Annotated in this window: 17 protein-coding genes; 6 read left to right on the top strand and 11 right to left on the bottom strand. The window is 74.5% G+C overall.

Annotated elements, in window-relative coordinates; all coding sequences use genetic code 11:
- Positions 1-51: 51 nt before the first annotated feature.
- Together ACF1BH_RS06810 and ACF1BH_RS06805 are read left to right on the top strand one after the other, a co-directional pair.
- Positions 52-1,404: a ricin-type beta-trefoil lectin domain protein gene (locus tag ACF1BH_RS06810; RefSeq protein WP_391641339.1), complete on the top strand. Its 1,353-nt coding sequence runs from the start codon at positions 52-54 to the stop codon at positions 1,402-1,404.
- Positions 1,405-1,587: 183 nt separating this feature from the next.
- On the top strand, positions 1,588-2,682 hold the full coding sequence (locus ACF1BH_RS06805) for a DUF2637 domain-containing protein (protein WP_391641338.1): 1,095 nt from the start codon (positions 1,588-1,590) through the stop codon (positions 2,680-2,682).
- A gap of 45 nt (positions 2,683-2,727) precedes the next feature.
- Here the strand turns inward: ACF1BH_RS06805 and ACF1BH_RS06800 are convergent, their stop codons facing one another.
- The 3 genes from ACF1BH_RS06800 to ACF1BH_RS06790 form a co-directional block, all read right to left on the bottom strand.
- The gene (locus ACF1BH_RS06800) at positions 2,728-3,201 is read right to left on the bottom strand and encodes an ATP-binding protein (RefSeq protein WP_391641337.1); all 474 of its coding nucleotides are present in this window, start codon (positions 3,199-3,201) and stop codon (positions 2,728-2,730) included.
- A 176-nt stretch (positions 3,202-3,377) separates the two neighbouring features.
- A complete protein-coding gene (locus ACF1BH_RS06795; RefSeq protein ID WP_391641336.1) occupies positions 3,378-5,120 on the bottom strand; it encodes a pyruvate dehydrogenase in 1,743 nt (580 codons plus the stop codon).
- A gap of 143 nt (positions 5,121-5,263) precedes the next feature.
- A complete protein-coding gene (locus tag ACF1BH_RS06790; RefSeq protein ID WP_391641335.1) occupies positions 5,264-7,180 on the bottom strand; it encodes a protein phosphatase 2C domain-containing protein in 1,917 nt (638 codons plus the stop codon).
- An 840-nt stretch (positions 7,181-8,020) separates the two neighbouring features.
- On the opposite strand from ACF1BH_RS06790, the gene ACF1BH_RS06785 reads away from it, so the two are divergent.
- Positions 8,021-8,503: a DUF456 domain-containing protein gene (locus tag ACF1BH_RS06785; RefSeq protein WP_391641334.1), complete on the top strand. Its 483-nt coding sequence runs from the start codon at positions 8,021-8,023 to the stop codon at positions 8,501-8,503.
- A 16-nt stretch (positions 8,504-8,519) separates the two neighbouring features.
- Here the strand turns inward: ACF1BH_RS06785 and ACF1BH_RS06780 are convergent, their stop codons facing one another.
- Complete coding sequence (locus tag ACF1BH_RS06780) at positions 8,520-9,986, bottom strand: DNA-3-methyladenine glycosylase 2 family protein (protein ID WP_391641333.1); 1,467 nt, start codon at positions 9,984-9,986, stop codon at positions 8,520-8,522.
- Between the two features lie 281 nt (positions 9,987-10,267).
- Here ACF1BH_RS06780 and ACF1BH_RS06775 point away from each other — a divergent pair, with 281 nt between their 5' ends.
- The 3 genes from ACF1BH_RS06775 to ACF1BH_RS06765 are packed head-to-tail and all read left to right on the top strand — an operon-like array spanning position 10,268 to position 13,809.
- The gene (locus ACF1BH_RS06775) at positions 10,268-11,653 is read left to right on the top strand and encodes an MFS transporter (RefSeq protein ID WP_391641332.1); all 1,386 of its coding nucleotides are present in this window, start codon (positions 10,268-10,270) and stop codon (positions 11,651-11,653) included.
- 36 nt (positions 11,654-11,689) lie between these two features.
- The gene (locus ACF1BH_RS06770; RefSeq protein ID WP_391641331.1) at positions 11,690-12,802 is read left to right on the top strand and encodes an NAD/NADP octopine/nopaline dehydrogenase family protein; all 1,113 of its coding nucleotides are present in this window, start codon (positions 11,690-11,692) and stop codon (positions 12,800-12,802) included.
- On the top strand, positions 12,799-13,809 hold the full coding sequence (locus tag ACF1BH_RS06765; protein WP_391641330.1) for a 3-hydroxybutyryl-CoA dehydrogenase: 1,011 nt from the start codon (positions 12,799-12,801) through the stop codon (positions 13,807-13,809). Before ACF1BH_RS06770 ends, ACF1BH_RS06765 begins: the two co-directional genes overlap by 4 nt.
- Positions 13,810-13,869: 60 nt before the next feature.
- Here ACF1BH_RS06765 and ACF1BH_RS06760 read toward each other — a convergent pair whose 3' ends face one another.
- From ACF1BH_RS06760 to rsgA, 7 genes are all read right to left on the bottom strand, one after another.
- A complete protein-coding gene (locus tag ACF1BH_RS06760) occupies positions 13,870-14,643 on the bottom strand; it encodes an SDR family NAD(P)-dependent oxidoreductase (RefSeq protein ID WP_391641329.1) in 774 nt (257 codons plus the stop codon).
- A complete protein-coding gene (locus ACF1BH_RS06755) occupies positions 14,640-15,002 on the bottom strand; it encodes a hypothetical protein (protein WP_391641328.1) in 363 nt (120 codons plus the stop codon). The genes ACF1BH_RS06760 and ACF1BH_RS06755 overlap by 4 nt, the downstream gene beginning before the upstream one ends.
- A 47-nt stretch (positions 15,003-15,049) precedes the next feature.
- The gene (locus tag ACF1BH_RS06750) at positions 15,050-16,216 is read right to left on the bottom strand and encodes an acyl-CoA dehydrogenase family protein (RefSeq protein ID WP_391641327.1); all 1,167 of its coding nucleotides are present in this window, start codon (positions 16,214-16,216) and stop codon (positions 15,050-15,052) included.
- A gap of 184 nt (positions 16,217-16,400) precedes the next feature.
- Positions 16,401-17,930: a PAS domain S-box protein gene (locus tag ACF1BH_RS06745; RefSeq protein WP_391641326.1), complete on the bottom strand. Its 1,530-nt coding sequence runs from the start codon at positions 17,928-17,930 to the stop codon at positions 16,401-16,403.
- 3 nt (positions 17,931-17,933) lie between these two features.
- Positions 17,934-18,614: a response regulator transcription factor gene (locus ACF1BH_RS06740; protein ID WP_391641325.1), complete on the bottom strand. Its 681-nt coding sequence runs from the start codon at positions 18,612-18,614 to the stop codon at positions 17,934-17,936.
- 137 nt (positions 18,615-18,751) lie between these two features.
- Positions 18,752-19,306, bottom strand: a complete 555-nt coding sequence (locus tag ACF1BH_RS06735) for a flavin reductase (RefSeq protein WP_391641324.1) — start codon at positions 19,304-19,306, stop codon at positions 18,752-18,754.
- A 214-nt stretch (positions 19,307-19,520) separates the two neighbouring features.
- A complete protein-coding gene (gene rsgA, locus ACF1BH_RS06730; RefSeq protein ID WP_391641323.1) occupies positions 19,521-20,774 on the bottom strand; it encodes a ribosome small subunit-dependent GTPase A in 1,254 nt (417 codons plus the stop codon).
- Positions 20,775-21,049 lie beyond the last annotated feature (275 nt).

Genomic DNA, 21,049 nt, shown 5'->3' with positions numbered 1-21,049 from the left:
CTCAGTCCGCGGCCCGCCCCGCGGCGACCGCCAGGCACACCGGGAGGGCGCATGGCCGACGGACGCTGTCACCGCGAAGCACCCGGACGGCGCCCGCGCCCCGGCCCCTCGGCGATGACGGCGCTCCTGGTCCTCGCCCTGACCCTGACCGCCCTGCTGACGCCCACCGGCCCCGGCGCCACCGGCGATCCGGCGCAGGCCCGGGGCGGCGACCGGGCCGCGCCCTGCCGGCGGACGCTGGTGGGCGTCGCGCACGAGGACGACGACCTGCTCTTCGTCACCCCGCGGGTCCAGCAGCTGCTGTCCGCCCGCTGCCCGGTGCACACCGTCTATCTGACCACCGGCGACGCCGGCCACGCGGCGCCGCTCAACGGCTATGTCCTCGACCGCGAGCACGGCGTCCGCGCCGCCTACGCGCAGCTGGCCGGCGCCCCGAACGTCTGGCGGCGCGACGACCTCCCGGTGCGGGCGACGCGCATCCCGTCGTTCACGCTGGCCGGCCGGCCCGAGGTGCGGCTGACGTTCTTCGGCCTGCCGGACGGCTTCCCGTACGGCGAGGGCAGCGCCGCGCACCACCGGCAGAGCCTGCTGAAGCTCGTCCGCGGCGAAGAGCGCGTCCTGCGCTCGACCGACGGCACCCGCGCGTACACCGACAGCTCCCTGGTCGATGCGCTGTCCGTGCTGGCCGGGAAGGGGGCCACGGACGGTGTCCGGACGCTGGACTTCGACAACACGCGCTTCGGCGCCCCCGCCGACCCGCTCGCCGACCACAGCGACCACGCCGTCGCCGCCCGCTACTTCCGGCGGGCCGCCTTCGTCGTCCAGGACCACCCGGACGTCCGCGGGTACCTCGGCTATCCGCTGTCCACCCTGCCCGCCAACCTGACGCCGGAGCAGGCGGTCCGGAAGACGGACGGGTTCGACGCCTATCTGCGCGGCGTCACCTGCGTCCCGCTCCGCTGCCCCCAGCCGCATCCGAGGGGCCTGTACCGGGGGTGGCTGCGCCGGGAGTACCCGCGGACGCACCGGGAGCCACGGGGCGGCGAGATCATGTCGGGGATCGGCGGCACGGACCGGGGCGGCGCCGTGGAACGCTGCCTGGACGCGAGCGCCGCCCCGGCCGTCCGGACCCGGCCGTGCGACGGTTCCCCGGCCCAGTCGTGGCGGTTCGGCCCCGGCGGGCGGCTGCGGCCGGCGGCCGGGCGGCTGTGTCTGACGGCCGCCGCCGCACCGGGCCTCGCACCGTGCGACGGCCCACCGGGCCAGAGATGGTGGACCGACGACCGGGGCCGGATCGGCTCCGGCGACCGCTGCCTCCACCAGGACGACATGATCCGGCCCGCGCCCACGCTGCGCCTGGCCCCCTGCACGCCGTACCGCCCGGAACTCCTCTGGCGCCGCTGACCTCCGCCACACGGTCATCGAACACAACGCGGCGCTCCCCTACGGACGTTCGACGGACACGCCGACAAGAACAGGTCTCCTTGCACCCCTTGGCGTTCACTTGTCCCGAATCCCGGGAGGCGGGCGGCGACTTCCGTCAAGGTGGCGCGCGAAAACGCGTACCCCTACCCGAAGGATCCCCGAATGAGACTGACCGACACGGCACTGGACTGGCTGGTTCCGGGGGTGCTGCTGCTCGCCGGGGTGCTGACCGCCGGGGGTGTGCTGCTGTTCAGCAGGCGGGCGGCGAAGCGGCCGTCGTACGGCGAGGACTCCTGGGAGCGCAGCGAGGAGCGCCGCCGCCGCAAGGAGACCGTCTACGCCATGGCCTCCTACCTGCTGCTGTTCTGCTGTGCGGCGGTGGCCGCGGCGCTGTCCTTCCACGGGCTGGTCGGCTTCGGCAAGCAGAACCTCAACCTCTCCGGCGGCTGGGAGTACCTCGTCCCGTTCGGCCTCGACGGCGCGGCGATGTTCTGCTCCGTGCTCGCCGTGCGCGAGGCCAGCCACGGCGATGCGGCCCTCGGCTCGCGGATGCTGGTGTGGACGTTCGCCGGGGCCGCCGCGTGGTTCAACTGGGTGCACGCGCCGCGGGGCCTGGACCACGCGGGCGCGCCGCAGTTCTTCGCCGGGATGTCGCTGTCGGCGGCCGTCCTCTTCGACCGGGCGCTGAAGCAGACCCGGCGCGCGGCGCTGCGCGAGCAGGGGCTGGTTCCCCGGCCGCTGCCGCAGATCCGGGTGGTGCGGTGGCTGCGGGCACCGCGGGAGACGTTCGCCGCCTGGTCGCTGATGCTGCTGGAGGGCGTGCGCTCGCTGGACGAGGCGGTGGAGGAGGTCCGGGAGGACCGCCGGGAGAAGACGCGGCGCCGGATGCGCCGCCGCGACCAGGGGCGGATCGACCGCGCCCGGATCCGGGCGCTCAACCGGCAGCACCGGAGCCGGGGCCTGCGCCGGGCGGCTCGGCAGCTGCCGGTGGAGCCGTCCGGGACCCCGTCCGGTGCGCTGCCGGGGCCCGGCGCCGCCGGTGAGCCGCAGCCCGTCGGCGAGGCGCCGCAGCCGCCCGCGGGTGAGCAGCCGTCGCCGTCCCGCCCGGCACTGAAGGCCGTCAGCGGCGCCGAGGCCGACGCCGCCGGGGCGCGTCCGGGGACCGTCGATCTGACGGCGGAGGACGACACCCAGACGCTGCCGCGGCTGGACTCGCTGGAGGAGAAACTCGCCGAGATCGAGCGGCAGTTCGGCTGACGGGCCCGGCGGACCGCGCCGGAGCACCCGCCCCGTGGGCGCGCCTCAGGCCGGTTCGCCGCCCAGCTCGAACCAGACGCTCTTGCCGAGCCCGTGCGGCCGTACGCCCCAGGCGTCGGCGAGGGAGCGGACGAGGATCAGGCCCCGGCCGGAGGTGCCGTCGCCTGTCGGCGGGCGCGGCTCGGGGCGGGCGGAGGCGCAGTCCCGCACCTCGACCCGGAGCCGGTCGGTGACGGTGGCGGTGAGCAGCGCGCCGCCGGTGGTGTGCACGAGGGCGTTGGTCACCAGCTCGCTGACGAGCAGCGCAGCCGTGTCGCAGAGCCCTTCGGACGCCGGGCCGTCCCAGCGGTGCAGCAACTCCTGTAACGCGTGGCGCACTTCCGCGACCGCCCCCAGATCGGCGGGGCGGATTCTTCGTTCCAGCACTCCTGGCGCGCGGGCGACCACCGCGGTGCCCCGGCCCCCCTCGGCCGCCGCACCGTGTCGCTCGCCGTCCTCGCGCCGCACAGGCTGACGCATCTCTCCCCCGCCCCCCAGACGTCCCACCGGCTCTCTCGAACAGCCTCACGGAGATGCATGCCCACGGGGAAAGGCGACATGCTTCGACTTTCACAGGTCCACCCCACCGGGCGTCCGGCCACACGCGGAACGCCGCGATCCGGACATACGGCGTTCACCTCTTGCATGACACCACGTCACATACGGGGAATGTTGCGCAGGTTGGACCGTGCCATCTGAAGCATCCGCCCGACGCCGCCGTCCAGCACGATCTTCCCGGCGGAGAGCGCGAAGCCGGACACCATCTCGGCGCTGATCTTCGGCGGGATGGAGAGCGCGTTGGGGTCGGTGACGACATCGACCAGCGCGGGCCCCTTGTGCGCGAACGCCTCGCGCAGCGCGCCCCGCAGCTGTTTGGGCTTCTCCACCCGGATCCCGTGCGCACCGGCCGCCCGGGCGACCGCGGCCAAGTCCGGGTTGCGGTTGGTGGTCCCGTACGACGGCAGGCCCGCGACCAGCATCTCCAGCTCGACCATGCCGAGCGAGGAGTTGTTGAACAGCACCACCTTGACCGGCAGGTCGTACTGGACGAGCGTGAGGAAGTCGCCCATCAGCATCGTGAAACCGCCGTCGCCGGACATCGACACGACCTGCCGTCCCGGGTCGATGAACTGCGCGCCGATCGCCTGCGGCAGCGCGTTCGCCATCGAGCCGTGGGTGAACGAACCGATCACCCGGCGGCGGCCGTTGGGCGTCAGGTAGCGGGCGGCCCAGACGTTGCACATCCCGGTGTCGACGGTGAACACCGCGTCGTCGTCGGCCTCGTCGTCGAGGACGGAGGCGACGTACTCCGGGTGGATCGGGATGTGCTTCTCGACCTTGCGGGTGTACGCGCTGACCACGCCCTCCAGCGCGTCGGCGTGCTTTTTGAGCATCCGGTCGAGGAAGGCGCGCTGTGACTTGATCTGCACCTTGGGCGTCAGACAGCGCAGCGTCTCACGGACGTCGCCCCAGACACCGAGGGCCAGCTGCGAGCGGCGGCCGAGGTGTTCGGGCCGGACGTCGATCTGGACGATCTTCACATCGTCGGGGAGGAAGGCGTTGTACGGGAAGTCGGTGCCGAGCAGGATCAGCAGATCGCATTCGTGGGTCGCCTCGTACGCGGCGCCGTAGCCGAGCAGTCCGCTCATGCCGACGTCGTACGGGTTGTCGTACTGGATCCACTCCTTGCCGCGCAGGGCGTGGCCGACGGGTGCCTTGACGCGTTCGGCGAACTCCATCACCTCCGCGTGGGCGCCCGCGGTGCCGCTGCCGCAGAACAGGGTGATCTTGCCTGCCGCGTCGACGAGTTCGGCGAGCCGGTCGATCTCCGCGTCGCCGGGGCGGACCGACGGGCGGGCGGTGACCAGCGCGTGCTCGATGGCGCGGTCGGGCGCCGCCTCGGCCGCGATGTCGCCGGGCAGCGAGACGACGGAGACGCCGCTGCGGCCGACGGCGTGCTGGATGGCGGTCTGCAGGACCCGCGGCATCTGCTGCCGGCTGGAGATCATCTCGCTGTAGTGGCTGCACTCGGCGAACAGCCGGTCCGGGTGGGTCTCCTGGAAGTAGCCGGTGCCGATCTCACCGGCCGGGATGTGCGAGGCGAGCGCGAGGACCGGGGCCATCGAGCGGTGGGCGTCGAAGAGCCCGTTGATGAGGTGGAGGTTGCCGGGGCCGCAGGATCCGGCGCAGGCGGTGAGCTTGCCGGTGATCTGCGCCTCGGCGCCCGCGGCGAACGCGGCGGTCTCCTCGTGCCGCACCTGGATCCAGTCGATCGCCCGCGAGCGGCGGATCGCGTCGACGACGGGGTTGAGACTGTCGCCGACGACGCCGTACAGCCGTTGCACCCCGGCCCGGGCCAGGATGTCCACGAATTGCTCGGCCACGGTCTGCTTCGCCATGTCCCGTTCGCTCCTTCGCCGCCGTCGGTGGGCCGTCCCTCCCATGAACCCATGAGGCGCCGGGCTCCGCCTCCGCTGCCACCCGGGCGGACGGCGGCGGGGCGGCCCGGCGGGCGCGCGGGCCCCGGCCCCCGTGCGGCGCGCTACGTGTCCCACACCCCGACGGCCGTGCGGTCGCGGGCGTGGCCCTTGACCCGGACCTGGGCGGAGGAGAGGAAGGAGGTCAGGCCGGGCGGCTGCGGGCCGGAGAAGTCGGCGGCGAGGCGGTCGGCGAGGGCGGGTTCGTCGGCGAGCGGTTCGGCGAGCCCGGCGCTGCACAGCAGCAGGGCGTCACCGCGGTGCCCGGTGACGGTCGTGAAGAGGAACGGCGCGGGGCGCGGGGAGCCGTCCGCCTCCGCCCCCGGGCCGCCGGCCGGCGGTTCGAGGTCTTCCCAGACCCCGTCCCGCAGCCGCAGGAAGCCGCCCTCGCCGACACCGAAGAAGACCCGCGTCCGGCACGCCGGATCGGCGGGCAGCAGCAGACAGCGCACCGCGGCCGGTGCCGCCGGCACCCCGCCGGGCCCCGCGGTGCGCTCCCGCAGCTTGCCGTAGCCACGGTCGGCGAGCCGCTGGAGCCCGGAGCGCAGGGCGCTGCGGTGGTCCGTGCGCAGGTCCTCCGCCAATCGGGTGCCGCTGCGCGCCACGGCCCCGCCGATCCAGGCACAGGCGTCGTGCGCCGCCCGCGGGTCCCCGACGGCGGGCCCGGACGCGACGGCCGCCAGGATCAGGGTCTGCGCACCGCTCCCGAACCGCGCCAGCAGCAGCGCGTCCCGGCGCGGCGCCCCCCGGTAGCGCGCCGAGTCGCCCCGCTGCGACACGGCCCGCAACGTGAGCGAGCCGTACTGCGCCCCGTCCAGCACCGTGTCGGGCACCAACTCCCCCAGCGCCGCGGGATCGGCGACGGGCAGGGCGACGGGCTCGGCGGCGTAGGTGGGCGGACGGTCACCGATGAAGGAGAGGGGTGGCGCGGGCGCGGTCCCCGGGTCCGGCGGGGGTCCGGGGGTGCTTTCGGGGGCGGGGGCGGGGGCCGATTCGGCTTCGGGGGGCCGTGCGGCTTCGGCGGCCGGTTCGGACCGGGGCTCCGGGGAGGCTCCGGCGACCGGCTCGGGCTGAGGATCCGGGGCCGCTCCGGTGACCGGGGCGACGGCCGTGACCGGGGCGACGGCAGCGTCCGGTGCAGCGGCGGGGGCCGGTACGGCAGCGTCGTCGGCCGGTTCGGACCGGGACTCCGGGGCGGCTCCGGCGGCCGGTTCGGACCCGAGGTCCGGTACGGCGTCGAGGGAGTCGGGAAGCTCGGGCGCGGCGTCCCGTACGGCCGGGTGGGCAGGGTCGGCCAGGTCGGCGAGGTCGGCCGGGACCTCGGTGGGCTCCAACTCACCCGCCGCGACGGGCTCCCGCTCACCCGCCGCGACGGGCTCCCGCTCACCCGCGAGGGGCGGCGCTTCCGCCTCCGGCTTCGGCGCGTCGGCCGACGGTGCGGGCTCCGTGCGCGACGGCTCGCGCTCCGTGCGTGACGGCGGCGTCTCCTCCGGCAGCAAGGTCTCCGCAGCCGCGGTGGCCGACTCGGCCTCCGGCCCGCTCTCGGGCGCCGGTCCGCTCTCGGCCTCCGGCCCGCTCTCGGGCGCCGGTCCCGCCACGGCCTCCGGCGCGCCCCAGCCACCCGGTGCGTCCTCGGCGTCCGGCTGCGCCTCGGGGCGGGGCGCGGGCTCCGGGTCCGTCGGCTCCGGGGGCGCCGGAGCAACGGGCGGCGGTCCCTCCTGCGACGGTGCCGCCGGGGTCGCTGCCGCAGCCGTCGGTGGCCGCTCGTCGGGGAGCGGCCGTGGTCCGGGGGGTGTACGAACGCCCGCGTCGGGGCGGGCGGACGGCAGCTCCTCCGGGGGCAGCAATCCGGGCGGCAGGGTCCCGGAGCGGAACGGCCACGGCGGCGCGTCGGCGGCGGAGAGGCCGACCGGCAGTTCCTCCGGCGGCAGCAGCCCGGGCGGGAGCAGCCCGACAGCCGGCAGCGGGGCGGGGCGGGACACGTCGGCCGCCGGCTCGACCGGGAGCGGAGGTACCGGGTCCGGAGACACCGGGACGGCGGGCGACGGAACCGTGGCGCTCGCGGCTCCCCGGGCCGGGGGCAGCTCCCGGTCCGTCGCAGAGGAATCAGGAGGGGAGACGGGCGCGTCCGGGGGCGTCACGGAGGGGTAAGGGGGACGCGGGAACGCCGCGGCAGGGGCCGGGGGCCCCGCCGCCGGGCCCGGCACCGTCGGCCCCGCGGGACCGGTCAGGGCGCCCGGGACCCCCTGGCCGCTCGGGCCGCCCGGGGCACCCAGGGCGCTCGGTCCGCTCGGGCCGCCCGGGCCGCTCAGGCCGTCCGGCGCCCCCGGTGGCGCATGCAGCGCGCGGAGCGCCGATGCGACCCGTTCGTCCAAGGTGTCGGTGGCGCCGGACGGGCCGGTGTCGGCCGGTGCGGGGAGGAGCCGCCCCGGGGTGGCGGGGCCGTGGCCCGGATGGTCCCGGTCCGGACGGATGTCGCCGTAAAGCTGCCGCCACCAGTCGTCCTCCGGCCCGCGGCATGGTGCGCCCTGCTGGTTCATGCGCCGTATTGTCCACGCGCCGGCGGCGGGGAAACAGGGCGCGAAGATGTGTTCGCCCGGACGTTCCGCCGGACGGCCCACCCGGCCACCGGGCCCGCCCCGGCCGGGTCGCGGGGCGGCGCGGTGGGCGCGTACCACGGTGTGGGCCCGGCGTCCGGTGGGACCGGCCCGGGGAGCGCGTTCGGGTCACGTCCGGCAGGCTTGGGCCATGAGCGTGCGCAGCGTGCCGGAACGGGGGAGCGCCGTGGCGGAAGCGGCCGACCGGACCGGCGGGGGCGCCCCGTGAGCGGGTGGCAGCTGTTCGCCGTCGGGCTGGTGCTGCTGCTCGGGCTGTTCGGGGTGCTGGTGCCCGGCGTCCCCGGGACGCCGATCGTCTGGGCGGGCGTGCTGTGGTGGGCCATGACGGAGCAGACGTCGGTGGCATGGGCGGTACTGATCGCCGCCACCGCGCTGCTCCTGCTCCAGCAGGCGGTGAAGTTCCTGCTGCCGACGCGCAATCTGCGGGTGGCGGGGACCCCGTACCGCGTGCTGTTCCTCTCCGGTGCCGCCGGGATCGTCGGGTTCTTCGTGATTCCCGTGATCGGCGCCCCGCTCTGCGCCCTCGGCACGCACTACCTGCTGGAACGGGTCCGGCTCGGCAGCCACGGCGACGCCTGGGCCGCCACCCGTACGGCGATGCGGGCGGTCGGGCTGAGCGTGCTGGTGGAGCTGTTCGCGTGTCTGCTGGTGGTGGGGGCGTGGGCGGGTGCGGTGCTCGCGGGGTGAGGCGCGGGCCCGGCGGTCACCGGGCGGCGAGCGCCGGCAGGGCGAAGGCGCCGGGCGTGACCAGCCCCGCGTTCCACAGGTGGTGCAGGGCGTAGGCGCGCCACGGCCGCCATGCCTCGGGCGCGCCGTCCGGGCCCGCGTCGGGGTCGCCCAGGGCCCGCATCCGGAGGTGGCCGACGGCGTGGGCGCCGACACCGGGCAGCGTCCGCAGGACCCGTGCGGCCTCGGCGCGGTCGGCGCCGGCCCCCAGGTCGAGGGTGGTGTCGGTGAGCGCCGCGCACAGCGCCCGTACCGGGGCCGGGACCTCGGCGGAGAGGAGGGCGCCGGGTGCCGGGAACACATGGGTGAGGCCGCCGTCGGTGGCGTCCAGCGGCTCGCCGTGGGCGGCGACCAGCTCCGCGGCGCGCTCCGGGGGCCCGCCGAGCACGGTCCGTACGGCCAGTTCCTCGGGGTCGGCCGCGCCCGGTGACCGCAGCCCCGGGCGGGCGGCGACGAGCGGGCCGAGCAGCGGATCGCCGCCCAGCCGCTCGGCGACGGCGTACGGGTCGGCGTCCAGGTCGAAGAGGCGCCGCAGCCGCTGGACGGCGGTGGCCAGGTCGCGCGGGTCGGTCAGCCGCAGCCGGCACTCCAGCCAGCCGCCAGCCGGGGCCCGCTGCGGCTCGCCCGCGCGCGGGCGCCGGGCCGCGCCGCCGGGGGCCTCGTCGACCTCGGCGATGGCGGTGCCGTAGCTGAGCCGCAGGGTGCGCCGGTAGGTACGGCGGCCGCGCGGGCCGACCGTCTCCTCGATCCCGGGCACGGCGTCGGCCGCGAGGAAGTCGAAGAGCGCGGTGGCGGCGTACGGGCCGCGGTGGGCCAGGCGCAGCGGTATCCCGTGGGGCGCGGGGCCGTCCGCCGCGCGCCGGGTGCCGGAGCGGGCCGGGCCGCGCGGCGCGGCGGCGCGCAGTTCGCGCGGGGTGCCGGCGTAGATCTCCCGCATCGTGTCGTTGAACTGCCGGATGCTGGCGAACCCGGCGGCGAACGCCAGCTCCGTGACGGGCAGCTCGGTGGTCTGGAGCAGCACCCGCGCGGTGTGCGCGCGGCGCGCCCGGGCCAGCGCCACCGGGCCCGCGCCCAGCTCGGCGGTGAGTTGCCGCTGCACCTGGCGGGTGCTGTATCCGAGGCGGCGGGCGAGTCCGGCGACGCCCTCCCGGTCGACGACACCGTCGCCGATGAACCGCATGGCCCGGCCGACCAGGTCGGCCCGGACGTTCCACTCGGCGGAGCCCGGGGCGGCGTCCGGGCGGCAGCGGCGGCAGGCCCGGAAGCCGCCCGCCTGCGCGGCGGCGGCCGACGGGAAGAACCGGACGTGGGCGCGTTTCGGGGTGACCGCGGGACAGCTCGGCCGGCAGTAGATGCCGGTCGTCGTCACGGCGAAGAAGAACTCCCCGTCGAACCGCGCATCCCGGCTCGACACCGCCTCGTACCTGGTCTCGTCATCCCTCACAGGTCCCAGTGTGCGCCGCGCCCCGGCCTCGGACCGGCGGAAATCGGACGTGGGGTGCGGGTACCGCCGGGTGGGGCGGCGGCCGCCCCGGAGAGCGCGCGGGCCGGGGGAGGCGCAGCCGCCCGGCCGGCATTCCCCGGCTCCGGTGCGGTAAGTACCCGGCAGGGCACCGGAGTTCGCCCGGTGGCCGGGCATCGGGACCACGGTTACGGTATGGGCCCTCGCTCCTTCCGGGCTCCACCGCATTCCGGGCACCACCGTCACTCGATGAGGCGCCGTTCATGACCGAGCAACTGACACCGGAGAACCCCAGGTCCACGCGGTACCGGACCTATGTCGTGGCCCTCTGCACGGCCGCGTACGTGCTGTCGTTCGTCGACCGCCAGGCGCTGTCCCTGATGATCGAGCCCATAAAGCGCGATCTCAGCCTGACGGACACCCAGTTCAGCCTGTTGAGCGGGCTCGCGTTCTCGATCCTGTACGGGGTGATGGGGCTGCCCATCGCCACGCTGGCGGACCGCCGCTCCCGCCCCGTGATCATCTCCGTCGGCATCGCCCTGTGGAGCCTGGCCACCACGCTCTCCGGTCTCAGCAAGAGCTTCGCGCAGATGTTCCTGGCCCGGGTCGGCGTCGGGGTCGGGGAGGCGGCGCTGACGCCCTCCGCCTACTCGATGTTCAGCGACATGTTCCCCAAGGACCGGCTGGGCCGTGCCCTCGGCGTCTACGCGCTGGGCTCGTTCCTCGGGGGCAGCGCCGCCTTCTTCATCGGCGGGTACGTCATCGGCCTGGTCAAGGACGTCGACACGCTGTCGCTGCCGCTGGTCGGTGACGTCCACGCCTGGCAGTTGACCTTCTTCATCCTCGGTCTGCCCGGACTGCTGCTGGCGCTGCTGTTCTTCCTGACCGTCCGCGACCCGGCCCGGCACGGGCTGGCCCGGGACGCCTCGGGGGCCGTGCGGAAGGTGGCGCTGCGCGAGGCGTTCGCCTTCCTCCGCAGCCATGCGAAGACGTTCTCGTACCACGTCGTGGGCTTCTCCCTCTACGGGATGGTGCTCCTCGGCCTCATGTCGTGGGCGCCGGCCTTCTACATCCGTACGTTCGGGATGAACCCGACCGAGGTGGGGTACGCGCTGGGCGGTGTCGTGCTGGTGGCCAACGGCGCCGGGGTGCTCTTCGGCGGCTGGCTCGTCGACCGGCTCACCCACTGCGGCCACCCGGACGGGTCGATGCGGGCCGGAGTGATCGGCGCCGTCGGCATGACGCTCCCGGTCATCCTCTTCCCGCACGTCAGGCCGGTGTGGCTGTCCCTGGCGCTGCTCGCGGTCACCATGTTCTTCGGCTCGTTCGCGATGCCCGCGTCGACCGCCGCCATGCAGGTGCTCAGTCCGAACCAGGTGCGCGCCCAGGTGTCGGCGCTCTTCCTGCTGGTGTTGAGCCTGAGCGCGGTGGGCGGCGGCACCACGCTGGTCGCCCTGGTCACGGACGAGGTCCTCGGCTCCGAGGCGCGTATCGGTACCTCACTGTCGCTCGTGTACGGCATCGCCGCCGTCCTCAGCATCGGCCTGCTGTGGCTCGGCTGTGCGCCCTTCCGCCACAGCATGGCCCGTCAGGAGCGGCTGACCGCCCGGGAACCGCGGGACACGGTTCCGGACGGCGCGGTCGGCTGAGCCCGGTCCACCCCACCGAAGGGAACGGCACCCTCCATGGACCTCACCATTCTCGGCGGCGGCCACGGAGCCTTCGCCACGGCCGCCGCGCTCGCGGACGACGGCCACACCGTGCGCTGGTGGCGACGGGACGCCCCGGCCCTGGCCGCCCTCGGCGAGCGGGGCACCCTCGGGCTCCGGGACCACCGGGGTCCGCGGCGGATTCCGGTGGGCGCCCCGGCCCGGGCCGGGGCGATCCGGCCCGTGGCGGACCTCGCCGAGGCGGTGCACGGCGCCCGGCTCGTCGTCGTCCCGCTGCCGGCGACCGCGCACGAGGAACTGGCGCCCCGCCTGGCGCCGCTGCTCGGCGACGGGCAGGTGGTACTGCTGCCGCCCGGCACCTTCGGCACCTTCCTGTTCGCGAAGGCCCTGGCCGGTGCCGGGAACCGGGCGGAGGTCGCGTTCGCCGAGACCGGCACGCTGCCCTACCTCGCCCGCACCCACGGTCCGGACGAGGTGGTGGTCAGCGCGTACGCCACCCGGCTGCCCACCGGCGTCTTCCCCGCCCGGTCGGCCGGCGCCGCGTTCCGGGTGCTGCGCGAGGCGTACCCGGCGGTCGAACCGGTCGAGGACGGCCTGAGCGGTGCGCTCATGAACGCGGGGCCGGTGATCCATCCGCCGCTGATCCTCATGAACGCCGGCCCCCTGGAGCACTCCGCGTCCTGGGACATCCACCACGAGGGCACCCAACCGTCGATCCGGCGGGTGACCGACGCCCTGGACGCCGAACGGATCGCGGTGCGCGAGGCGTTGGCGTACCGCGCCCCGCACTTCCCGCTCGCCGACCACTACGCGACGGCGGGCGAGGAGTGGATGTACGGGCGCGCGGCCCACGGAAGGCTCGTCGACAGCGGCGACTGGCGGGAGCCGGTCGATCTGCTCCGCCACCGCTACCTGCGGGAGGACACCGGCCTCGGGCTGTCGTTCCTGGTCTCCGTGGGGAGGTGGGCGGGGTGCCGCACGCCCCTCGCGCAGGGCCTGTTGAGCATCGCCTCGGCCGTCACCGGTACCGATCTGTACGCCCGGGGCCGCACGCTGGAGTCGCTGGATCTCGCCGGACTGACCCGCCCCGCACTCAAGAAGCTGCTGTACGAAGGGTTCTCACTGTGACGGACACGGAGCACCTCCGCGTGGTCATCGTCGGCGCGGGCCGTATGGGGCAGGGCATCGCCCTCGCCTTCCTGGCCGCGGGGCGGGACGTGACGCTGGCGGACGTCAAGGAGACGGACGAGGACCGGGCGCCCTACCGGAAGGCCGCCGAGCGGAAGGTCCTGGACCGCCTGGCAGCCCGGAACGGTCAGCCCGCGCACGGGTCCGGGCGGACACCCCGGCTCACCGTGTGCGGCCGGGCTGCGGCCGCGGCCCCGCTCGCCGGGGCGGACGTGGTCTTCGAGGCGGTGCCCGAGGTCCTGGAGATCAAACGGTCCGTGCTGTCCTGGGTGGACGCCGCCGTGGCCGGTACGGCGGTCATCGCGTCCACCACCTCGACGTTCCTCGTCACGGACCTCGCCGAACTGGTCGGCGACGGCAGCCGCGTGGTCAACGCCCACTGGCTCAACCCCGCCGACCTCATGCCGCTGGTCGAGATCAGCCGCAGCGCGCGCACCGACCCCGGCCAGGTGGCCCGGCTGACCGCGCTGCTGCGGCACATCGGCAAGGTCCCGGTCGTCTGCGGGCCGACCGCCGGGTACATCGTCCCCCGGCTCCAGGCCCTCGTGATGAACGAGGCCGCGCGGATGGTCGAGGAGGGCGTCGCGAGCGCGGCCGACATCGATCAGGCGGTACGCGCCGGGCTCGGCCCCCGCTTCTCCGTGCTGGGCCCGCTCGAATTCATCGACTGGGGCGGCGGGGACATCCTGTACTACGCGTCGCGCTACCTCACCGCCGAACTGGGCGACCGCTTCCGGGCGCCCGCGGTGGTCGAGGAGAACATGACGGCCGGGCGGCGGGGGCTCCGGGACGGCACCGGCTTCTACCACTACGCGCCCGGGGACGTGCCCGCGTACCAGGCGGGCCGCATACGGGAATTCGAGGAACTCCTCCGCCTGCGCGCACCCGGACTCCGCGCCGCCGCCGCCTTCCCCGAACGGCCGGCCCCGCCGCCGGAGCAGGACTGAGCCGCACCCGGAAGCCCCCGGGGCACCGATGCCGCGCCCCGGGGGCCCGGGAGGAGCGGGTCAGCGCATGGAGAGGCCGCCGTTGGCGTCCCAGCAGGCGCCCGTGACCGTGTCCGCGTGCTCCGAGGACAGCAGGACCGCCATGTCCGCGATGAACTCCGGGCGTCCCAGCCGCCGCACCGGAATCGTGGCCTCGATCTGCGCCAGCTTCTCCGGGGCGACGGTACGCCGGACGACGGGCAGGTCCTGCGGGCCGGGCGAGATGGCGTTGACGGTCACGCCCCGGGGCGCCAGATCGCGGGCGAAGACCTTGGTGAGCGTGGCGACGCCGCCCTTCGCCGCGGCGTAGTGCGCTCCGGTCGCCGTGCCGCCGTTCTGTCCCGCGAGGGAGGCGATGTTGACGATGCGTCCGTAGCCGCGCTCCGCGAAGTACCGGCCGAACACCTGGCAGCCGTAGAACGTGCCGTTGAGGTTGGTGTCGACCACCCCGGAGAAGCTCTCCGGGGTGATCTCCATCAGATCCTCGACCTTGGAGTGCCCCGCGTTGTTCACCAGGACGTGCACGGCGCCCCACCGCTCGGTCAGCCGGTCACGCACGGCGACGAAGGCGTCCTTGTCGCGTACGTCCAGGGCCAGTCCGACGGCGCTCCCGCCGGTGGGGTCCAGCTCCTTCGCCGCGTCGGCAGCCGCGCCGGCGTCCAGATCGGTCAGCGCCACCCGGAAGCCCCGGGCGTGCAGCCGCCTCGCGATACAGCTGCCGAGTCCGCCCACCGCGCCCGTGACCAGGGCCACCTGCAGGGCGGGGGCGTCCGCGCCCGCCGTCCCGGGGCTCATCGCGTCACGTCCGGCAGCGGACGGCCGATGCGGGCCTCGATCTTCATGTAGCGCCACAGTCCGTACTCACCGACCTGGACGGTGCGGAAGAGGTTGCAGGCGTCGGCGACCGTGCGCCGGTCCGCGACGTCCGCGAGGACGTAGCAGGTCCACGGCCAGGAGTCGGACGGGCCGACCATGTGCTGGTCGTCGTCCATCGTGCCGAGCACCTCGACCCCCGGCATCTCGTGCAGCTGCCTGAGCATGGTCACGGTGCCGTCCCAGACGGGCTTCTGCTGCCCCGTCGGCAGATCGAAGAAGTTCTGGTTGACGCCGATACAGAAGAGGACGCGCAGGGGCGCGTCGGGGGTGGCGGACATGGTGGTGCCTTTCCGATGGGTGCGGGACAAGGGGCGGGGCGGAGCGCTCAGAGGAACCCGGGGAAGGGCCGGGCGCCCATGAGCACGGCCCCCGCGCCGTCGTACATGGTCTCCTGGAGGAAGGCGTGCTGCGGGACCACCGAGGCGTCCCGCAGATAGCGCTGCATGGGGCTGGCGTCGGCGATGGCACGGATTCCCGCGAGGTGGTAGGCGTCCCGTACCACCTCGAACGACGTCTTGGCGACGTGCGCCGCAGCGAGGCGCAGCAGACCGGTCTGCCGCTCGGTGGCCGGGTCGCCGCGCTCGACGGTCTGCCACACCTCCTCCGTGATGTCGTGGAAGAAGGCGCGGACCGACCGCAGTTGCGCCTCGGCCCGTCCGACGGAGATGCGGTACGAGGCGCGGTCCGCGGCGACCGGTCCGCCCGTGTAGCTCGCCCGTCCGCCCTCGGAGATCACCTGGTCGAGGGCGGCGCGGGCCACTCCGAGGCCCACCGCCGCCAGGACCTGCGCGGCGTAGGGGACCGTCGGATAGCGAAAGAGGGGCTCGTCGATCGTGGGCGGGCCGCCGCGGACGAACGTCCACTCCTCGGGGACCACGGCGCCGTCGACGACCAGATCGTGGCTGCCGGTGCCCCGCATGCCGATGACCTGCCAGTTCTCGGCGATCTCGACCTGCTCGGGCCGCAGCAGCGCGGTCAGCGGACGGCCCGCCCGGTCCTGGCCCGCCGTGATCCCCACGCCCAGCACGTCCGCGCCCAGACAGCCGCTGGCGAACTTCCAGCGTCCGGAGAGCCGGTAGCCGCCGGCGACCTGCTCGGCCGGCTGGACGGGGAAGAGACCGGCGGCGAAGACGACATCGGGGCCGTTCGCGTACAGCTCGGCCTGGGTGTCAGGCGGAAGCGCGGCGAGATACCCCACGGACGAGCCGAAGCTCGCCACCCAGCCGGCGGAGGCGTCGACGGCGGAGATCCGCTCGATGATCCGGAGGAACCGGCCCGGCGGTAGCGGTTCACCGCCGAACCGCTGTGGGGTGGCGGCGCGGTAGATCCCGGCTTTCTTGAATTCGGCGATCACGTCCCGGGGTACGTGCCGTTTCTCCTCGAATTCGGCGCGCCGCCGCGCGACCAGTTCAAGGACGCGCTCGAATTCCTCGCCGCTCGTCTTCTCCCCCGGAGCGGCAGCTGACGTGAGATTTTCCGGCGTGTGCGTCATGAAATATCCTCTGTCAACGGCCGGGCGACGTCTGCGTATCGCCTCTCCCACAAACTAGGTGCGGCCGGTGCCCGCCTCAATCGGGAATCGGCGGTGCGCCGTCGGGGATTTCCCTTACGGGAATACGCGGCGCGCCGGGCGACCGGACACGGCGTGCCCGCCGGTCCCCCGGCGGTCGTGTGCGTCACGGGGGCTCCGTTGCCAGCGGGAGCCGGAAGCGGAAGACCGTCCCGTGCGGGGTGTTCCCGGTGGCGTCGATCTCGCCGCCGTGCCGGGTGACGATGCGGTGGCTCAGGGCCAGTCCGATGCCGTGCCCGTGGCCCTTCGAGCTGAACGCACCGTCGAAGATCCGCTCCCGCTGCGCAGCGGACAGCCCGGTGCCGAGGTCCGCGACCCGGACCTCGGCGAAGTCGCCTTGCCGCACCGTCCGGACCTCCACCGTCCGCTGCTCGGCGGGCCAACGGGCCATCTCCTCGACGGCGTTGAACGCCAGGTTCATCACGACCTGGCCGATCAGCACCTTCTCGCAGTGGACCGGCAGCGGTTCGTCCGTCCGGTGCCACTCCCACGGCACCGCGTGCCGGCGGGCGTGCACCTCGATGAAGTAGGCGCAGTCGGCCACGATGTCGTGGAGGTCGGCGCGTTGCTGCGACTGTTCGAGCCGGACGACGTAGGCGCGGAGGCTCCGCAGGATCCGTGCGGCGCGGTCCAGTTGGCGGGTGGCGGCCTCCAGTCCCCAGCCGATCTGCTCGCCGGCGGCTCCCGCGGCGACGCGGCCGCGCACCCCGGCCACGAAGTTGTGCGCCGCGGCGATGGGCTGACCGACCTCGTGCGCGATGGCCATGGCCATGTCGCCCATGGCGTTGTACCGGGCGAGATGGTTGAGGTGCTGCACGGCGCGGCGGTGTTCCTCCTCCGCGCGCACCGTCGCCGTGATGTCGTGGAAGAGGAGCAGCAGCCCCCGCAGATCGTGCTGGATGTCGAGATACCGGCAGCGCACCGCGAACCAGCGGTCCGCCCCGTCCCGCGCACCGGAGACGGCCAGGCGGTAGCGCGTGTCGGCGGGGTGGCCGCCGGAGTGCGCGGTGGCGAGCACCTCGCGGAGCACGGCCGCCGAATCCGGCGCCAGAAGGGCCTCGAATGCGGATGTCTCCAGGGATTCCGGGGGCCGGCCGAGGAGCTTTCCGGCGGATTCGCTGGCGAACAGCACCCGTCCTCCGTCGTCGAGGACGACGATGCCCTCGTCGAGATGGCGCAGAAAGGCCTGCAGGCGGCCCTCGGTCCGGCTCAGGTCCCAGCGGGTGGCCTTCTCCTCCGCGATGTCGCGGAACTGCACCATCACGACCGGCCCGCGCGCCAGATCCACCCGCACGGCGCGCGCCTCGCTCCAGATCTCGTGCCCCGTCTTCGCGCGGTAGCACCACTCCATGACGCTGACGCCCTCGTCGACGGCGCGCTGGAGCCAGGCCACCCCGGTCTCCCGCCGGTAGGGGCGGGCGCGGGAGCTCATGTCGGGCGCCTTCAGCGGAAGCAGTTCGTCGAGGGTGAACCCGAGGGCGGCGCAGGCCGCCGGGTTGGCCCAGAGGATGTTCTTGGTCCGGGCGTCGTGGACCAGTACGCAGTGGTCGATGGCGGTGAACAGCCGCGCCACGTCGTCGGCGGCGAAGGCGGATACGTCACCGGGGTGGGCCGTCCGGCCGGGTCGGGGCGCCACGGCTCACACCGTGGTCTGGTCGAGCCCGCAGCGCATCATGTCGCCGATGAGCGAGCCGAGGGTGTCCGCCGAGGTCTTCTGCCTGATCCTGGCCCGGTGGGTGTCCACCGTCTTCAGGCTGATGCCGAGCCGCCTGGCGATCGTCTTGCTGGGCTCACCGGCGATGACCCGCCGGAGTATCTCGCCCTCGCGCGGGCTGAGCTGGCAGAGCCGTGCCTCGACCGCCTTGCGCGCGGCCCGGCGCGCATAGCGGTCGCCCGCCGTGCGCAGCGCTCCCTGGACGACGTCGAGCATGCGCTGGGGGTCGTACGGCTTCTCCAGGAAGTCCACCGCTCCCTGCTGGAGGGCGCGGACGGACATGGTGATGTCGCCGTGGGCCGACACGAACACGATGGGCAGCACGCACTCCCGCGAGTTGAGGAGTTCCTGGACCCGGAAGCCCCCGGTGCCGGGCATCCGGACGTCGAGGACGAGACAGGCGGGGCGCTCGGGGTCGAAGGCGGCCAGGAAGGCGTCCGCGTCGGTGAAGCACGCCGTGCGGATGTTCACCGACTCCAGGAGCCAGGCGAGGGAGACGCACAGCTGCTCGTCGTCGTCCAGCACATAGACGAGGTCGGCGGGGGCCGGGCCGTCCGCACCGGCCCCTTCCCCGTCGGTGTTCCGGTGGGGCGCAGTCGCGGCCATCGTTCCTCGCTTCCGGGCGGCTGGGTTCGGGCGGACACCGCACCGGCCACCGGGAACTCCGGCTCCCCGGCCCGGCGGCGGTACGGCGCCGGGGGCGGGAGCCCCGCGGTGGTGCGGTGCAGAACTCCCTCAATGTTTCACCCGGTCGCCTTTTCCGTAAGACCGTCTCCCGCGGCGGCGGAGGGGGCGGGCACGGGGTGGAAGCGGCGCCGGTGGTAGACGAGTCCGCCCTCGCCGTCCGGCCCGGGGAACACCTGGTCCACCTCGACGAATATCACCGTGTGCGAACCCCGTCCCACGGTCTTGGTGACGCGTCCGAGAAACGAGACGGCCGAGCCGCGCAGCACCGGCGCGGCGTGGGAGTGGTCCCACACCGCGCCGGTCGCGGTGAAACGCTGCTCGGCCGGTACCCGCCCGGCGAACGCCAGGGCGACGTCCTCGTGTTCCGTGCCGAGCACGTTGACGCAGAGGTGTGCGTTGGCGCGGAAGACGCCGTGGCTGCGGCTCGACCGGTTGATGCAGACGAGCAGGGTGGGCGGCGTGTCCGTGACGGAGCACACCGCGCTCACGGTGATCCCGGCGCGGCCGCCGGGACCGTCCGTGGTGACGATGTTGACCCCCGCGGAGAGATGCGTCATCGCCTCGCGGAAGCGCCGCTGTGCGGGGGTCAGTGGGGTGGGTTCCGCTGCCACCGTTCCTCCTGCCGGGCCTGGGGGGCTCCGGGTGCGCCCCGGATGTCTCGACGGTAGGGCGGCGGCGCTGCCCGGCGGTATCGAGACTTACTCCGGCGTCACTGAGGATTTCCCCTACGGGGCGGGCGCCGGACGGGCGCCAGGGCGGGTGCCGGGGCAGGCGCCGGGGCGGGACGGCCGCACCGTGCGCGACCGCCCCGCCCCGCCCGGGTCGCTATCCCCGCCGTCCGGTCCCCCTCTTGCGCGCCGACCTCTCGCGCCCCTCGGCCTGCTTCAGCCGCCACTCGCGGCGCATCTCCGCCCGGAGACGGACGTCGGTCTTCGCCACGATGCGGCGGTTCTCCCGTTGCAGCTTGCGGTAACTGTCCAGGCGGCGGACGGGCAGCCGGCCGTCCTCGACCGCGTCGCGCACCGCGCAGTCCGGCTCCGTGCCGTGCGCGCAGTCGGGGAAGCGGCACCGCGCGGCCAGCTCCTCGACGTCCGCGAACGTCCGGCTGAGTCCGCTCCCGGCGTCGTACAGGCCGACGCCCCGCAGCCCCGGGGTGTCGATCAGGACGCCACCGCCGGGCAGCGGCAGCAGATCGCGGGTCGTGGTGGTGTGCCGGCCCTTGCCGTCGCGGTCGCGGATGGCCTGCACCCGCTGTACGGGCCGTCCGGCGAGGACGTTGGCGAGGGTCGACTTACCGGCACCGGACCGGCCCAGCAGCACCGCGGTCCCGGCGGTGAGCGCGGCCGACAGCTCCGCCACGCCCTCCCCCGCCTCGGCGCTGACGGCCAGCACCGGCACGCCCGGCGCCGCGCCCTCGACATCGGCGACGAGCTGCGCCAGACACGCCCCGTCCGCCACGAGATCCGCCTTGGTCAGCGCCAGCAGCGGCTGCGCGCCGCTCTCCCAGGCGAGGGAGACGAACCGTTCGACGCGGTCCAGGTCGAGGGGTTCGGCGAGCGACACCGCGGTCACCGCGTGATCGACGTTGGCGGCGAGGATCTGCCCGTCCGACCGTTTCGACGACGCCGAGCGCACGAACGCGGTACGGCGCGGCAGCAACGCGCGTACCAGGCCGTCGAGTTGCGGCCCGACCCGGCCGTTCTCCAGGTCGATGACAGCCCAGTCGCCGGTGCACGGCACCCGCAGGGGGTCGCCGGTCGCCACCGGCGCGGTGTCCACGAGCACGGTCCGCACACCGGCGCCGTCCGGTACCACGGCGTCCACCCGGCCCCGGTCGACGCGGACGATACGGCCGGGGGTGAAGCCCTGTGCGGTGTAGGGCGCGAAGCTCTCCGCGAACCCGTCGTCCCAGCCGTACGCGGCGAGCGTCGGCGAGACGTCCGGGACGTGCGGCCCGGCCGGGGCAACGGAGGGGGCTGCGTCCGCGGAAGCCGCAGGAGAGGAAGAGGAGGGGGAGGAGGGGGAGAAGGGGGAGAAGGAGGAGAAAGAAGGGGACGAAGAGGAAGAGAGGGAAGACAAAGCAGGCCCTTCGTGCGGGCCACGGCTGGGCGCTGCGGCCCGGGTACGGGCGCGGGGCGCGAGATGACGGCGTCTGTCGCCGGTCGTGGGTCAGCCGGTGGCCACGGAGGTGGACGGTATGCGCTTCTGGAACGGGGCGATGCCCCTCGCAACGGCAGCCATCGGTCGCACCTCCCTCTTCACGCGCGACGAGGCCCCGTCGGCGTCGTCCGCAACGCCTCGACCGTAGCCCTCCGGCGCTCCCCCGCACCACCGGTTTTTCTCCGCGGCCGTTC

Origin of the sequence: Streptomyces sp. NPDC014733, assembly GCF_043083385.1 — a bacterium.
GTDB lineage: Bacteria > Actinomycetota > Actinomycetes > Streptomycetales > Streptomycetaceae > Streptomyces.
This window is presented reverse-complemented; position numbering and strand designations above follow the sequence as displayed.

Coding starts and splice junctions, on each gene's coding strand:
- ACF1BH_RS06810 (WP_391641339.1), top strand. CDS start 52: ATGGCCGACGGACGCTGTCACCGCGAAGCACCCGGACGGCGCCCGCGC.
- ACF1BH_RS06805 (WP_391641338.1), top strand. CDS start 1,588: ATGAGACTGACCGACACGGCACTGGACTGGCTGGTTCCGGGGGTGCTG.
- ACF1BH_RS06800 (WP_391641337.1), bottom strand. CDS start 3,201: ATGCGTCAGCCTGTGCGGCGCGAGGACGGCGAGCGACACGGTGCGGCG.
- ACF1BH_RS06795 (WP_391641336.1), bottom strand. CDS start 5,120: ATGGCGAAGCAGACCGTGGCCGAGCAATTCGTGGACATCCTGGCCCGG.
- ACF1BH_RS06775 (WP_391641332.1), top strand. CDS start 10,268: ATGACCGAGCAACTGACACCGGAGAACCCCAGGTCCACGCGGTACCGG.
- ACF1BH_RS06770 (WP_391641331.1), top strand. CDS start 11,690: ATGGACCTCACCATTCTCGGCGGCGGCCACGGAGCCTTCGCCACGGCC.
- ACF1BH_RS06760 (WP_391641329.1), bottom strand. CDS start 14,643: ATGAGCCCCGGGACGGCGGGCGCGGACGCCCCCGCCCTGCAGGTGGCC.
- ACF1BH_RS06755 (WP_391641328.1), bottom strand. CDS start 15,002: ATGTCCGCCACCCCCGACGCGCCCCTGCGCGTCCTCTTCTGTATCGGC.
- ACF1BH_RS06750 (WP_391641327.1), bottom strand. CDS start 16,216: ATGACGCACACGCCGGAAAATCTCACGTCAGCTGCCGCTCCGGGGGAG.
- ACF1BH_RS06740 (WP_391641325.1), bottom strand. CDS start 18,614: ATGGCCGCGACTGCGCCCCACCGGAACACCGACGGGGAAGGGGCCGGT.